Below are 12,970 nucleotides of genomic sequence, written 5' to 3'. Positions count from 1 at the left end.
AAAAAATGCCTCACTGATAATCAATGAGGCATTTTTATTTCTAAGCATGTAATATCCACTTAGAAATGAAACTCGATAGATTGTTTCAGGTCTTCACGCAAGCTTAGCGCAACTGGGCATGTCAAACCAATGTTCTTTATCCACTCCCTGTCTTTGTCAGATAACGTACAATTTTCCCAAAAGAAATCCATTTTAATTTCGGAAATTCTACGAGGGTTCGTGCTCATTATCTTTGTCGATTCCACATTCATTCCTTCCATGTTTAAACCCTTTTGCTCTCCTGCAATGGCCATAACGGTCATCATACAACTACCCAAAGCGGCTGCTACAAGGTCGGTGGGTGAAAAAGCTTCCCCTTTACCATTATTATCTACTGGTGCATCAGTAACAATGCCATTTCCTGACTTTACGTGAACAGCCTCGGTACTTAAGTTTCCAGTATATTTTGATTTCACAGTGATCATAAACTAAGCAGTATTTTTTTTCGTTAATTTAGCAATCTCAAACAGAGCTACAACGCCAAGTATGCAAATTAGTACCAAATTTTTCACAGTCGTATTGTTACTATTTATTTGTAACGCTGGTTTTAGTCAGTCTAATTTTGGCTTTGACACAAGGCTTGAAGACGAAGAATATCAAATGGAGAATGTATTTGGAGCTTCACACACTTCAAATAGCGGCCTCATAAGTTCCTTATTCTGGAGACACTCAAACTCATTAGACAGAAAGAATTTAGCTCATTATGGCATTGAGTTAGCCAATACACGTCACCCAAGAGAATCGCGCCAAACCACGATTACAGGAAGTAGTTTTGTAATTGGAAAATCAAATTACCTTGTTTCTATTCGCCCTTATTACGGAAGAGAAAAGGTGCTTTTTCAGAAATCACCACAACAAGGCGTAAGAGTTTCCGCTATGGTTTCTGCGGGTCCCACACTAGGTTTAGAAACCCCTTATTATGTAAATTACCGTGGACGTAAAGAACAGTATGACCCCAACACTCATTCGGTAAACAATATTAATGGGACATCTGGGCCGTTAAAAGGACTTTTTGAATCGAAGATTGTGCCTGGGCTTCACCTCAAAACCTCAATGACTTTCGAAACCAACTCTACTAAAAACAGAGTTTTTGGTGTTCAAGCTGGTTTTGTTGTCGAAGCTTTTACACGCAAAATTGAGATACTTCCAGAAGCCGAAAACAAGAGCGTTTATACTGCTGCGTTTATTGCAATTTATTTTGGTAAAAGAAGATAACCTACTTTCATTCCATTTTGGAACCTTTGACTTACCTTTGTGTTATTGATAGTCAGAGGAGAAAAGGATGATTGAACTACCAGTAATTTCCAAAGAAAAAGAAACCAGAAGAAAAAAGCCGGACTGGTTACGTGTAAAACTCCCTATTGGAGAAGAGTACGCCAAAGTTCGTAAGCTGGTTGACCAATATAAACTTCATACCATTTGCGAAAGTGGCAATTGCCCAAACATGGGGGAATGCTGGGGAGCTGGTACTGCTACGTTTATGATTTTGGGTAACGTGTGTACTCGAAGCTGCTCGTTTTGTGCAGTTGCCACTGGGCGCCCACCAGAATATGATACTGAAGAACCTAAGAGAGTAGCAGAAGCCATTAAGTTGATGGGAGTTAAGCATGCGGTGCTGACTTCTGTAAACAGAGATGAATTAAAGGACAGAGGGGCAGAAATTTGGTATCAAACGGTAGTAGAAACTAAAAAACTAAGTCCGGAAACCACTATAGAAACTCTTATTCCTGATGTTAAAGGGAACTGGGATGCACTATACAGAATGATAGATGCTGGCCAAGAAGTTGTTTCGCACAATATGGAAACGGTTGAAGAGCTTTATAGAAGAGTTCGCCCGCAGGCAAAATACGCTAGAAGTTTAGAAGAGTTGAAACGTATCAAGGAATACGGCAAGCGTTCTAAATCTGGTGCAATGTTAGGCTTAGGCGAAACAGACGAACAGGTATTCCGATTAATGGATGACCTAGCTGAGGTAAAACTTGATATTTTGACCTTAGGCCAGTATTTACAGCCTACCAAAATGCATCACGAAGTAATTGAATACGTTCATCCTGATAAGTTTGAATTCTTTAAAGAAGAAGGACTAAAGCGAGGAATTAAATATGTTGAATCGGGCGCATTAGTTCGATCTTCATATCACGCAGAAAGACACGTTCACGTATAAATGAAAAGAGGCGCCAATGGCGCCTCTTTTCATTTATCGATTATCCGTTTTTAGAAAACCCTAATCCAAACACCGGGAACCCAAACCCTTACACCGCCTATAACGCTGTATCGCCCGTCTTGCCAACGATGATAGTCGCGCCTCACTGCCCAGTGGCCAGAAACCCAAACCTCTCTTCTCAGCCTTCTATCATATTCCCAGTAACCATTTACCCAAATGTGTCTACTGCTCGGTGCGGCACTTCTATAAACAGTATGTCGTCTTCCGTTTCTAAAGTCATAGTCATAATATGAGTTATTCACTCTAGTCCATCTATTGTTTCTTCTCGAATCAGAATAACGATAACCATTGTTTCTAACTACTACTTTTTTTATCACAGTCTCGCTTCTTCCATTCTTACTTGTTCTAGAACTGTATACTTTCTTACGGTCATCGTTTCTTCCACGATTATCATTTCGCTTTTCAACTTTATTTCTATCACGGTTGCCTCGGCTATCATTGTTTCGTCTCTGAGCCTGTATCTCTCCTTCGGCAAAAAGCCCAACCAACATAATTCCTACAAACAGTATTACTCTTTTCATAACCTTGATATTTAAGTTTTCAACAAGGATCGACCACTCTTTAATAATGCATTGATTCCCCTCTTTCCATTTCCATGCCAAAAGTTTAAAAGCCCTAAGTTTACTCTACAACACTAGTTTGTTTTTGAGTTTGTTCATCCAAAAACTTAGAAATTCAGATTTGAATAAATAAATTTATAGCTCACAGACATATTGAACATGAGTAAGCATTCATCTTCCGTACTTACATTGTTGCTTTTAACATTATCCGTAAACATCAGTTTTGGACAATACCATTTAGTGATGACTTATGGCAGTGACATTACAGCTCAGAAATGGAAAACAAGAACAGAGCTTCCTAAAGAAGAAATAAATGATGATTGGGACAACAACTATTCTCTATCCAGCATAAGTTTTAATAATGATTTATGGACTGTTGTATCTTCCAAAGGCCTGGGCTATACCCTCCAGGCATGGAGAAGTCGTGTTGATTTCCCTGAAAATGAAATTAGAGAGCTATGGGAAACCGGTTATGCCATTACGGATTTAACCTATGGTAATGGACTATGGGTTTTAGTGATGTCCAAAGGCAGCGAATACACTGGCCAAAAATGGGCCACTTCTAGTGAGTTTCCGAAGGATAAAATTAAAGAGTTTTGGGATGACGGAAGAAGTATTATCAAGATAGCCTACGGGCAAGGAAAGTGGGCTTTAGTGGGCTCAAAAAGTGACAATATAGGTTTACAGAAATGGAGAACATCTGAAACATTTCCAAAAGAAGAAATCGAAGAAAATCTGGCTTTAGGTTATTACATAACACAATTAGAATACCTCAACGATCAGTGGGTACTAGTCCTTTCAAAATATACAGACTATCGCTCACAAAAGATGCTTACTTCAGAAGCATTTCCAAAGGAAGAGATTAGAAAAAGCTGGGACTCAAAGTATTATATTACAAGCGTAGCATACGAGAGAGAGAATGTAACCCCAGAACCTGAACCAATTGCAGAAACCACTACAACTTATACACCTCCTAAAAATTCGACAAACCCAAGGATGACAGGCACTTGGTCGGGAAAGAGTTTAGAAGATACTGAAGAAATAGAAATGACTTTTGATGAAGACAACCTGTTTACCATGATCACCGAGGGAGAGGTTGTAGGAGGTAAAAACTTTAAGGTTGAGGATACAGAGATGGTTATTCTTTATGAGGTAAATACGGCTACAATCCCTCATCAAATCGATATCGTTTTCACCATATTTGGTATAGAATCAGGTCGTATGAAAGGTATATTCGAGTTTATAGGCAAAAATGAAATGATGATGCTTTTATCAGAAGATCTTGAAGAGCCCAGACCTAAAGGTTTTACAAATAAATCTGGAGCTAAACCAGTAATGCTTAAAAAAATCACAAGCAAATAGAATGGTCAAAGTAAAGCTGGTTGTTCAGAATAATTTTAGCACCATGTATTTGTTAATATTATTTTAAGACCTATCTTTGCGTCCCGAATTTGAGAAATTGTAAGTAATAAATACATGGCAAATCATAAGTCTGCATTAAAAAGAATACGTTCGAACGAGGCTAAACGATTGAGAAACCGTTATCAGCACAAAACCACTCGTACTTACATCAAGAGATTGAGAGATACATCAGATAAGTCTGAGGCTCAAGAGTTATTGAAAAAAGTAATTGCAATGGTGGATAAATTGGCAAAGAACAATATCATCCACAAGAACAAAGCTGCCAATAACAAATCAAAATTAACCAAGCTGGTAAATAGCCTTTAAGGGTTAATTAATAACGATACTTGAAACCGAACTCTTCAGGGTTCGGTTTTTTTTGTTGTCCAATATTTAATATTCATCCACTTTTATTATATTTCGTCTTACCATTCTAATATAAATGGAGAAAGGACTGAATATTCTTAAATGGGCTGAAGAAGACCGCCCAAGAGAAAAATTGCTCTCAAAAGGCAAAGCAGCATTATCTGATGCAGAATTAATAGCCATTCTTATTGGCTCGGGATCTCGCGAGTTGAGTGCGGTTGACCTCTCCAAAAAAGTCCTTTCACATTCCAACAACGATTTAAACACTTTAGCCAAACAGTCGGTTAATGAACTCCAACAGTTTAAAGGGATTGGTGAAGCCAAAGCCATTTCAATTGTGAGCGCTTTAGAGCTTGGCAGGAGAAGAAAAATATTTGAATCGCCCAAAAAGATAAAAATCAGCAACTCCAAAGATGCATATGAGCTTATGAAGCCCGAATTGATGGATCAGCCAGTTGAACAGTTTTGGGTAATAATGCTCAAAAGAAATAATGAGGTTATTCAAAAGAGAGTCATCAGTCTAGGTGGCGTTTCAGGAACCGTAGCCGACCCTAAAGTGATCTTCAAAAAGGCATTAGAAGATTTAGCCAGTGGAATCATCCTAATTCACAATCATCCATCTGGCAATCTAAGAGCAAGCCAAGCAGACATTAAGCTCACAGAAAAGCTAAAGAATGCAGGGAGCTTGTTAGAAATCCCCGTTTTAGATCATATCATTTTTACCGATGACGGCTACTATAGCTTTGCAGACGAAAACTTGATATAGGCTACACTTAAATCAATTTTACATTTGAGTTTCAGGCTTTTCGACCTTACTTTGTGGCATGAAAAAGAGCACCATTTTCGGTATTTTAATCATTTTGCTACTAGGTGTAACTGTTTTCAATTTCCTTACCATAGGAGAAAGCTCAGAAGATTACATTGCCCGAATTGAAACGGAAAGAAAAGATAAAGACAAGCGAATGCTTGCCTCTAGCTCTCCTTTACTTGAAGAAGATAAGAAAACCTTCACTAAACTAAATTACTACCCTGTAAACGAAGATTATAAAATCTTAGCGCGCCTAATCGAAATCAAAAAGAAGGTGCCAATTTTTATTACCACCACTACAGGTGAGCAAGAAAAATACATTCCATTTGCCCATGCAGAGTTTGAGTTGGAAGGAAAGCCACAAAGGCTATTACTTTACAAAGATTGGGACGATGTAAATCCAAACCGCTTGTTCCTTATGTTTGCCGATGACACCAGCGGAGATGAAACATATGGAGGAGGAAGGTACATAGATCTTGAAGAGAACGGCACAAACTCTGTTATCTTAGACTTCAACACAGCCTACAATCCTTACTGCCACTTCAACCCAGACTACAGTTGCCCCATCCCTCCTGCCGAAAACTTGCTGAAAGTTCCAATTAAAGCAGGCGAAAAGCTCTACAAAAACCATTAAGCACATTGTTGGAAAGCTTAAATCATTAATTTTGCTCTTTCACCTAATTTTGGTGGAACAAGTAAATTACTGGCATGAAGATTTCCCTTAACTGGCTTAAAGAATATATTCAAATTACTGAACCTGCAGAAGAAATTTCAACACTTTTAACTGGCTCTGGGCTAGAAGTAGAAACTTGGGAGGAAGTAGAATCTGTAAAAGGTGGCCTTAAAGGCTTGGTCATAGGCGAAGTCATTACTTGTGCCAAGCACCCCAATGCAGACAAACTAAGTGTAACCACTGTGGATATTGGTGATGAGCAACTTTCTCCAATTGTCTGTGGCGCTCCAAATGTGAGAGCAGGCCAAAAAGTAATTGTTGCTACCGTGGGTGCAACACTGTACCCAAGTTCAGGCGATTCGTTCCAGATCAAAAAGGCTAAAATTAGAGGCGAGGTTTCTGAAGGGATGATTTGTGCCGAAGACGAAATAGGCCTTGGTCAATCTCATGATGGAATTTTGATATTAAATACTGATTTGCCCAACGGCACCCCAGCCGCTGAGTATTTTAAATTAGAATCAGACTTTGTTTTCGAGATCGGTTTAACACCAAACAGAGCAGATGGAGCATCACATATTGGTGTAGCCAGAGACTTAAAAGCACTTCTCAATAGAAAAGTTGAGCTACCATCTATTGAAGATTTCAAAATTGACAACGAGAAAAGGGTAATTCCAGTAACCGTTGAAAATACCGAAGCATGTCCAAGGTATTCTTCTCTTACCATTACTGGGGTTACCGTAACTGATTCTCCTGATTGGTTAAAAGCTAGACTAAACTCCATTGGAATAAAACCAACCAACAATGTGGTAGACATTACCAATTACGTGCTACATAGTCTTGGTCAGCCCATGCACGCCTTTGATGCAGATGAAATTGTAGGAGGTAAAGTAACAGTGAAAACGCTTCCTGAAGGAACAGCATTCACAACCCTTGATGAGAAAGAAAGAAAACTAGCCGATACAGACTTAATGATTTGTAATGAGGCAGGCGGAATGTGCATTGCAGGTGTCTTTGGCGGTATCAAATCAGGTGTTAAGAAAACTACGAAAAACGTATTTTTAGAAAGCGCTTACTTCTCACCAGATTACATCCGTAGAAGTGCACAAAAGCATCAATTAAAAACAGATGCTTCTTTCCGTTATGAGCGCGGAACTGATCCTAACATTACCGTTTATGCTTTAAAATATGCCGCATTGCTTATTAAAGAGCTTGCTGGAGGCGAGGTTTCATCACCTCTTGCAGACTTCTACCCAACACCAATCGAAGATTTCAAAGTAGAAGTAAAGTTTGCGAACATTGACCGTTTGATTGGAAAAGCAATTGGCAATGACAGAATTAAATCAATACTAGAAAGCCTAGATATTCAAATTCAGGGCGAAACCGAAACTGGATTCACCGCTATTGTTCCTCCATACCGCGTAGATGTTCAGCGCGAAGCCGATATTGTAGAAGAGGTATTACGAATTTACGGTTACAACAACATTGAGATTGATGAGCATTTAAGTAGCACTTTCCTTTCAGAGTTTCCTTCTACAGATGTAGACGGAATCAAAAAAGAAACCTCTCGTTTGTTGGCAGGTGCTGGCTTTCATGAAATAGTCACTAACTCGCTTACTAAAGATGGCTACTCAACCGGAACAGCAGCGATTGACGAAAATGAAAACGTTAAAATTCTAAACTATTTGAGTGAAGATTTGAACGTAATGCGCCAAACACTTCTATTCCACGGCCTAGAGGTTGTTGATAGAAATGTGAAACGTAAGAACGGTGACCTCAAACTTTTTGAGTTCGGAACCACATATCATTTCATCAAAGAAAAATATGTAGAGCGCTCTAGGCTTTCGTTGTTTTTGGCAGGAAACAATACTCCAGAAAGTTGGCTTTCGCCAAGCAGGAAGGTTAATTTTCATGATTTATCGGCCATTGCTCTTAAGTTACTAGCAAAGTTTGGAGTTAATAAAATCGACAGCCAGGAGACAGAAAGTGAGCTTTTCGGATATGGTTTAACCATTTCTACCAATAAGAAACCAATTGTACATTTAGGCAAGGTGAATGCAGAAGTGGCTAAAATGGCCGACATCTCTAGCGAAGTGTTCTTTGCCGATTTCGATTGGGACTATATTCAAAAACTTTCTACCTCAGAATTTACTTTCCAACCCATCTCTAAATACCCAGAAGTAAAAAGAGACTTATCATTAGTTGTTGATAAAGCGGTAAAATTTGATGACATTCGGAAATTGGCAGAAAAACTTGAGCGATCTTTGATCAATCGAATCAATGTTTTTGATGTATACGAAGGCGATAAAATTGACGCAGGCAAAAAAGCTTATGCCATTAGTTTTTACCTTCAAGACCAAGAAAAAACATTGACAGATAAAGTTATTGACAAGAGTATGAGTCGGTTAATGCAAGGTTTTGAGCGAGAGTTCGGAGCCGTAATAAGAAAATAAGATGGCTGAATTATCGCTTTTTGAACGTATAAGTCGGGTGCAACAGCAGTTAAAACAACTGGTGAACAAGCATGAGGCGTTGAAGCTGGAAAACAAAGCGCTAGTAAGCCAAAATACTGAGTTAAAAAGACAAATAGTTGATCTTCGAGCTCAGATTACTGATTTTCAAAATCAGGATAAAATCACTAAAATTGTATCAAACACAACCGTAGAAAAGGAAGAGTCTACAGAGTTGAAACATAAGTTAAACGAGTACATTAAGGAAATAGATAAATGTATTGCTCATTTAAGTGAGTAGTATCATCATATGGTAGACATTCTATCAATAAAAATCAAGATTGGGGACCGAGAGTACCCTATGAAAGTTAAACCTGAAGAGGAGCAAAGGGTACGTAATGCTGGAAAAGCAATAAATGAAAAATTACGATCTTTTAGAGACCAATTTGGCATAGATGAGAAAGAAGATCTGCTGGCCATGGTAGCATTTGATTGCATGATTGCAAAGATGAAGATGGAAGGTGAGGTAGCGTCAATAGACAATACTACTTCCGACCAATTGGATCAACTTGAAGACATGATAAATATCGCCCTCTCTTAATTCCTTAAATACCGCGTTAGAATACGTTTCAGTACACTTCCGATTCTACCTATAGATTCACTTATGGGAGAAACAGTTACAATCCTCATTACTGCCATCGCAGCGTTGGTAGTTGGGGTGTTCATAGGAAGACTTCTGTTACAAAAGGTAAACCAGAAGGCTGCTCAAGAACTAGCCGAAAAGGCCAAATTAATAATGAAAGAGGCTGAGCTTACAGCCGAAACCCTCAAAAAAGATAAAATTCTTGAGGCCAAAGAAAAGTACCTCAAACTTAAATCAGAGTTTGAAGAAGAGGTTAATCGTAAGAAAAATCAAATCATTAGTAATGAGAACAAGCTAAAACAAAAAGAAGCTGCTCTCAATACTCAATTAGAAAAAACTAAGCGAAAAGAAGCTGAAGTTGATAGCATTAAGGAAAATGTAGAAGCTCAGTTAGAGATCGTTAGAAAGAGAAAAGAAGACCTAGAGCGCAAGGTAGATGAGAAAGTAAAGGCGCTGGAAAAAGTAGCTCAGCTTTCTGCAGATGAAGCTCGAGAGCAATTAATGGAAACTTTAAAGGTTGAAGCGGAATCGAATGCATCTGTGCTCATCAAAGATATTATTGACGAAGCCAAACTCACTGGGGCAAAAGAAGCCAAAAAGATCGTTATCGAATCTATTCAAAGAACTGCAACAGAGCATGCCGTAGAAAACTGCGTATCCATTTTCCATATTGAAAGCGATGATGTAAAAGGTAAAATCATTGGTAGAGAAGGAAGAAACATTCGTGCGTTAGAGGCGGCTACTGGTGTAGAAATCATTGTTGACGATACCCCTGAAGCCATCATCATTTCTGGCTTCGATCCTGTAAGAAGAGAAGTTGCTCGACTTTCTTTACATAGGCTAGTTACCGATGGTAGAATTCACCCAGCAAGGATTGAGGAAATCGTTACCAAAACCACACAAAACATTGAGGAAGAAATTGTAGAGATTGGCGAAAGAACCGTGATTGACTTAGGCATTCATGGCCTCCACCCTGAGCTCATCAAGTTAGTTGGTAGAATGAGGTTCCGATCTTCTTATGGTCAAAACCTACTTCAGCATTCTAGAGAAGTGGCAAGGCTTTGCGCCACCATGGCTTCTGAGCTTGGTTTAAATGCCAAACGTGCGAAAAGAGCAGGATTACTTCATGATATTGGAAAAGTTTGGCCAGAAGAACCAGAAATTCCTCACGCATTATTAGGAATGGAATTGGCTCAAAAATACAAGGAGCATCCAGAAATCTGTAATGCAATTGGAGCCCACCACGATGAAATCGAAATGACTTCAATGATCTCTCCGCTTATTCAAGCTTGTGATGCCATTTCAGGAGCTCGTCCGGGCGCTAGAAGAGAAGTGATGGAATCGTACATCAAACGACTGAAAGACCTTGAGGCGCTCGCTCTAGACTTTGATGGCGTAAACAAATGTTACGCAATTCAAGCAGGTAGAGAGTTGAGGGTTTTAGTAGATGCCGATTCGGTTTCTGATACTACTGCAGGTCAGCTTTCATTTGATATTTCGCAGAAAATTGAAAAAGACATGCAGTACCCAGGACAAATTAAGGTGACTGTTATTCGCGAAATGAGAGCGGTTAACTACGCTAAATAAAACTATATCTGGATAGGAACCCCTGATCAGGTTAAAAATAAAATGGCTGGACTTCTTCTGAAGTCCAGCCATTTTATTTTCTATAGATTAGTTATTGGTTATCCTTTACTCTTCTTTGCTGCAATCTGCTCTGCTAAAAGTATGATACTCTCTTTTAAGAAAGGATCCTTCAGTTCGTCTAAAGAGTGATTCACTCCTTTGCTTGAACCTAGTTCTTTTAAGGAGTCACCAATTTTTACTCTAGCATCTCTCTTATTTTTTTGATCCTCAGCTTCTTTCTTACGTATGTCGTAATTTAAAGAAATAGAAGTTTGAGCCCTTGCCTTGTTCAGCTCATTAATGTCGTACTGATAGTCGATCAAGCTCTGATCTATTTTTAACCTTTTCTCATGCGACTTCTTCAATTGAGCTATCAATTCATTATCTACATAATCAAGAGGAGTAAACTTTGCTGCTGGAATTTTATCCCATGGCAGGGCACTTGGTTTTGAGCTTTCACCAAACTCTTCGGCACTAAAAGCAGAAGGCAAGCTGATATCTGGTGAAACACCCAAATGCTGTGTACTACTTCCAGTTACTCTATAGAACTTTGCTATAGTATATTTAATCAAGCCTAGCTCATCGGTTGTTGGTTCTCTCAAGAAGTCATTCAACCCTCTTACATTTTGAACCGTACCTTTTCCGTAAGTCTGCTCACCAACAATTACTGCTCTTTTGTAATCTTGTAATGCGCCTGCAAAAATCTCAGAGGCAGAAGCCGAGAAACGATTGGTCATAACACTCAAGGGGCCTGTATAGAACATTTTCTCTTTATCGTCCTCTTTCGCAATTTGTCCATTAGCGTATTTGATTTGAACCACTGGCCCACCAGGTAAGAACAGCCCTGACAAACTTATGGCTTCCAGCAAAGAGCCTCCACCGTTATTTCTCAGGTCAAGCATCACACCATCTACACCATCCTCTTGCAGTTGCGTAATTAATTTTTTGACATCGCTGGTAGCGCTGCTATAATCTTTTTCTCCTTCTTCAAGTCCTTCAGAATCTAAGTAGAAGTCGGGAATGGTGATTATACCTAAGTTGTAAGTCTTACCACCTTCTTCATACTGCACCACTTGGCTTTTGGCTTTAGCTTCATCGTACTTAATTTTATCACGAACGATATTTACTATTTTAGTTTGGCTACCCACAGGTCTGCCAGCAGGTAAAAATTCAATCCGAACCAAAGTTCCCTTGGGGCCTCGAATTTGCCCGGCCACTTCATCTGATCTCCAACCTACAACGTCAACCATTTCGCCTTCGGCTCCTTGTGCAATACCTACTACTCTATCATCTATATCAATCTGCCCGCTTAAAAAGGCAGGTCCACCAGGCCTCAGCTCTACGATTTTAGTAAAGTCATCATCTTGCTGTAAAGTAGCGCCAATTCCTTCCATGGCCTTAGAGCTTTCACGCTGAAAGTCTTCGGCACTTCTTGGCCCAAAATAATTAGTATGCGGGTCGAAGGCCTCGGTTACAGAGTTCATCAGAATCTCAAACACATCTGTGCTATTGTATTTATCTACATTGCTTTTAAAACGCTCATACCGTGTTATAAGGGTTTCTGAAATTTTCTTATCGTCAGAACCACTCAACTTCAGACTCAAAGCCTGATGCTTTATAATCTTTCTCCAAAGTTCATCTTGTTCCTTTACAGACTGAGAATAAGGGGCTTTCTCTCTATCAAAAACGAAAGTTTCGTTTTTCGTAAAATCGAATTTCTTGGCCGACTCTGCCAAAGCATATTTAAGGCGTTCTTCTACTCTTTTTTTATAGATATTGAAGATGTAAAAAGCTGGAACCAAATTTCCACGTTTTAAGTCTTCATCGAAAGCAAAGCGATACTTCTGAAACGATTTAATATCTGAGGCCAAAAAGTAATTTTTACTAGCATCTAACGACTCAATGAGGTTGTCCATAATGACAGACGACAATGAATCATTTAAATCGACATCTCTGTAATGAAAATAATCAAGAATTTGCGTGACCATAATGGCCTCCTTGATGTGCTCTGCTTTAGGTTGTAAATACTGAGTGGTATCTGTCACTCCTGAAGCGTAAATATTGGTACTGCCCAATAATATGAGAGCAGGTATGATAATTAACTTTTTAAACAATTTCATAATACGTAGTAAGCTTTTCAAACTCAAAAAACCCAAATAGAGGTAAGAACATAAATCTAACGA

General features: G+C 39.0%; 13 protein-coding genes. 10 read left to right on the top strand and 3 right to left on the bottom strand.

The genetic code is table 11. The annotated features are described in order from the left end of the window. Nucleotides 1–59 precede the first annotated feature (59 nt). Nucleotides 60–464 (bottom strand): OsmC family protein, encoded by a 405-nt coding sequence (locus AAC026_RS11700; protein ID WP_339698183.1) that lies wholly within the window; start codon nucleotides 462–464, stop codon nucleotides 60–62. Between the two features lie 61 nt (nucleotides 465–525). On the opposite strand from AAC026_RS11700, the gene AAC026_RS11695 reads away from it, so the two are divergent. Together AAC026_RS11695 and lipA are read left to right on the top strand one after the other, a co-directional pair. Beyond that, entirely contained in the window at nucleotides 526–1,254 is a 729-nt protein-coding gene (locus tag AAC026_RS11695; RefSeq protein ID WP_339698180.1) for a hypothetical protein, read from the top strand. A 67-nt stretch (nucleotides 1,255–1,321) separates the two neighbouring features. After that, complete coding sequence (gene lipA / locus AAC026_RS11690; protein ID WP_053223562.1) at nucleotides 1,322–2,203, top strand: lipoyl synthase; 882 nt, start codon at nucleotides 1,322–1,324, stop codon at nucleotides 2,201–2,203. A gap of 50 nt (nucleotides 2,204–2,253) precedes the next feature. Here lipA and AAC026_RS11685 read toward each other — a convergent pair whose 3' ends face one another. Continuing rightward, complete coding sequence (locus AAC026_RS11685; RefSeq protein WP_339609839.1) at nucleotides 2,254–2,784, bottom strand: hypothetical protein; 531 nt, start codon at nucleotides 2,782–2,784, stop codon at nucleotides 2,254–2,256. 198 nt (nucleotides 2,785–2,982) lie between these two features. Here AAC026_RS11685 and AAC026_RS11680 point away from each other — a divergent pair, with 198 nt between their 5' ends. From AAC026_RS11680 to rny, 8 genes are all read left to right on the top strand, one after another. Further along, entirely contained in the window at nucleotides 2,983–4,185 is a 1,203-nt protein-coding gene (locus AAC026_RS11680) for a hypothetical protein (protein WP_339698178.1), read from the top strand. Between the two features lie 114 nt (nucleotides 4,186–4,299). After that, nucleotides 4,300–4,551, top strand: coding sequence for a 30S ribosomal protein S20 (gene rpsT / locus AAC026_RS11675; RefSeq protein WP_339609843.1), 252 nt, complete (start codon nucleotides 4,300–4,302; stop codon nucleotides 4,549–4,551). Nucleotides 4,552–4,666: 115 nt separating this feature from the next. Next, nucleotides 4,667–5,356 (top strand): DNA repair protein RadC, encoded by a 690-nt coding sequence (gene radC / locus AAC026_RS11670; protein ID WP_339609845.1) that lies wholly within the window; start codon nucleotides 4,667–4,669, stop codon nucleotides 5,354–5,356. 58 nt (nucleotides 5,357–5,414) lie between these two features. After that, nucleotides 5,415–6,032, top strand: coding sequence for a DUF1684 domain-containing protein (locus AAC026_RS11665; RefSeq protein WP_339609847.1), 618 nt, complete (start codon nucleotides 5,415–5,417; stop codon nucleotides 6,030–6,032). Between the two features lie 74 nt (nucleotides 6,033–6,106). Further along, entirely contained in the window at nucleotides 6,107–8,521 is a 2,415-nt protein-coding gene (gene pheT, locus AAC026_RS11660; protein WP_339698175.1) for a phenylalanine--tRNA ligase subunit beta, read from the top strand. A 1-nt stretch (nucleotide 8,522) separates the two neighbouring features. After that, nucleotides 8,523–8,819: a hypothetical protein gene (locus tag AAC026_RS11655; protein WP_339698172.1), complete on the top strand. Its 297-nt coding sequence runs from the start codon at nucleotides 8,523–8,525 to the stop codon at nucleotides 8,817–8,819. Between the two features lie 9 nt (nucleotides 8,820–8,828). Beyond that, on the top strand, nucleotides 8,829–9,119 hold the full coding sequence (locus AAC026_RS11650; protein ID WP_339610006.1) for a cell division protein ZapA: 291 nt from the start codon (nucleotides 8,829–8,831) through the stop codon (nucleotides 9,117–9,119). A gap of 63 nt (nucleotides 9,120–9,182) precedes the next feature. After that, nucleotides 9,183–10,748 carry a ribonuclease Y gene (rny, locus tag AAC026_RS11645; protein WP_339610008.1) on the top strand — a complete coding sequence of 522 codons (1,566 nt, stop codon included), beginning with the start codon at nucleotides 9,183–9,185 and terminating at the stop codon, nucleotides 10,746–10,748. 98 nt (nucleotides 10,749–10,846) lie between these two features. Here the strand turns inward: rny and AAC026_RS11640 are convergent, their stop codons facing one another. Beyond that, on the bottom strand, nucleotides 10,847–12,907 hold the full coding sequence (locus AAC026_RS11640) for a carboxy terminal-processing peptidase (RefSeq protein ID WP_339698169.1): 2,061 nt from the start codon (nucleotides 12,905–12,907) through the stop codon (nucleotides 10,847–10,849). Nucleotides 12,908–12,970: the final 63 nt, after the last annotated feature.

Origin of the sequence: uncultured Roseivirga sp., from assembly GCF_963973945.1 — a bacterium.
GTDB lineage: Bacteria > Bacteroidota > Bacteroidia > Cytophagales > Cyclobacteriaceae > Roseivirga.
Note: the sequence above shows the minus strand (reverse complement) of the source record. Positions and strands in the feature narration are given on the sequence as shown.

Excerpts from the sequence above, each read along its gene's own strand:
- AAC026_RS11700 (WP_339698183.1), bottom strand. The coding sequence starts at position 464 with ATGATCACTGTGAAATCAAAATATACTGGAAACTTAAGTACCGAGGCT.
- AAC026_RS11680 (WP_339698178.1), top strand. The coding sequence starts at position 2,983 with ATGAGTAAGCATTCATCTTCCGTACTTACATTGTTGCTTTTAACATTA.
- AAC026_RS11640 (WP_339698169.1), bottom strand. The coding sequence starts at position 12,907 with ATGAAATTGTTTAAAAAGTTAATTATCATACCTGCTCTCATATTATTG.
- radC (WP_339609845.1), top strand. The coding sequence starts at position 4,667 with ATGGAGAAAGGACTGAATATTCTTAAATGGGCTGAAGAAGACCGCCCA.
- lipA (WP_053223562.1), top strand. The coding sequence starts at position 1,322 with ATGATTGAACTACCAGTAATTTCCAAAGAAAAAGAAACCAGAAGAAAA.
- AAC026_RS11650 (WP_339610006.1), top strand. The coding sequence starts at position 8,829 with ATGGTAGACATTCTATCAATAAAAATCAAGATTGGGGACCGAGAGTAC.
- rny (WP_339610008.1), top strand. The coding sequence starts at position 9,183 with ATGGGAGAAACAGTTACAATCCTCATTACTGCCATCGCAGCGTTGGTA.
- AAC026_RS11665 (WP_339609847.1), top strand. The coding sequence starts at position 5,415 with ATGAAAAAGAGCACCATTTTCGGTATTTTAATCATTTTGCTACTAGGT.
- AAC026_RS11685 (WP_339609839.1), bottom strand. The coding sequence starts at position 2,784 with ATGAAAAGAGTAATACTGTTTGTAGGAATTATGTTGGTTGGGCTTTTT.
- pheT (WP_339698175.1), top strand. The coding sequence starts at position 6,107 with ATGAAGATTTCCCTTAACTGGCTTAAAGAATATATTCAAATTACTGAA.
- AAC026_RS11695 (WP_339698180.1), top strand. The coding sequence starts at position 526 with ATGCAAATTAGTACCAAATTTTTCACAGTCGTATTGTTACTATTTATT.
- rpsT (WP_339609843.1), top strand. The coding sequence starts at position 4,300 with ATGGCAAATCATAAGTCTGCATTAAAAAGAATACGTTCGAACGAGGCT.
- AAC026_RS11655 (WP_339698172.1), top strand. The coding sequence starts at position 8,523 with ATGGCTGAATTATCGCTTTTTGAACGTATAAGTCGGGTGCAACAGCAG.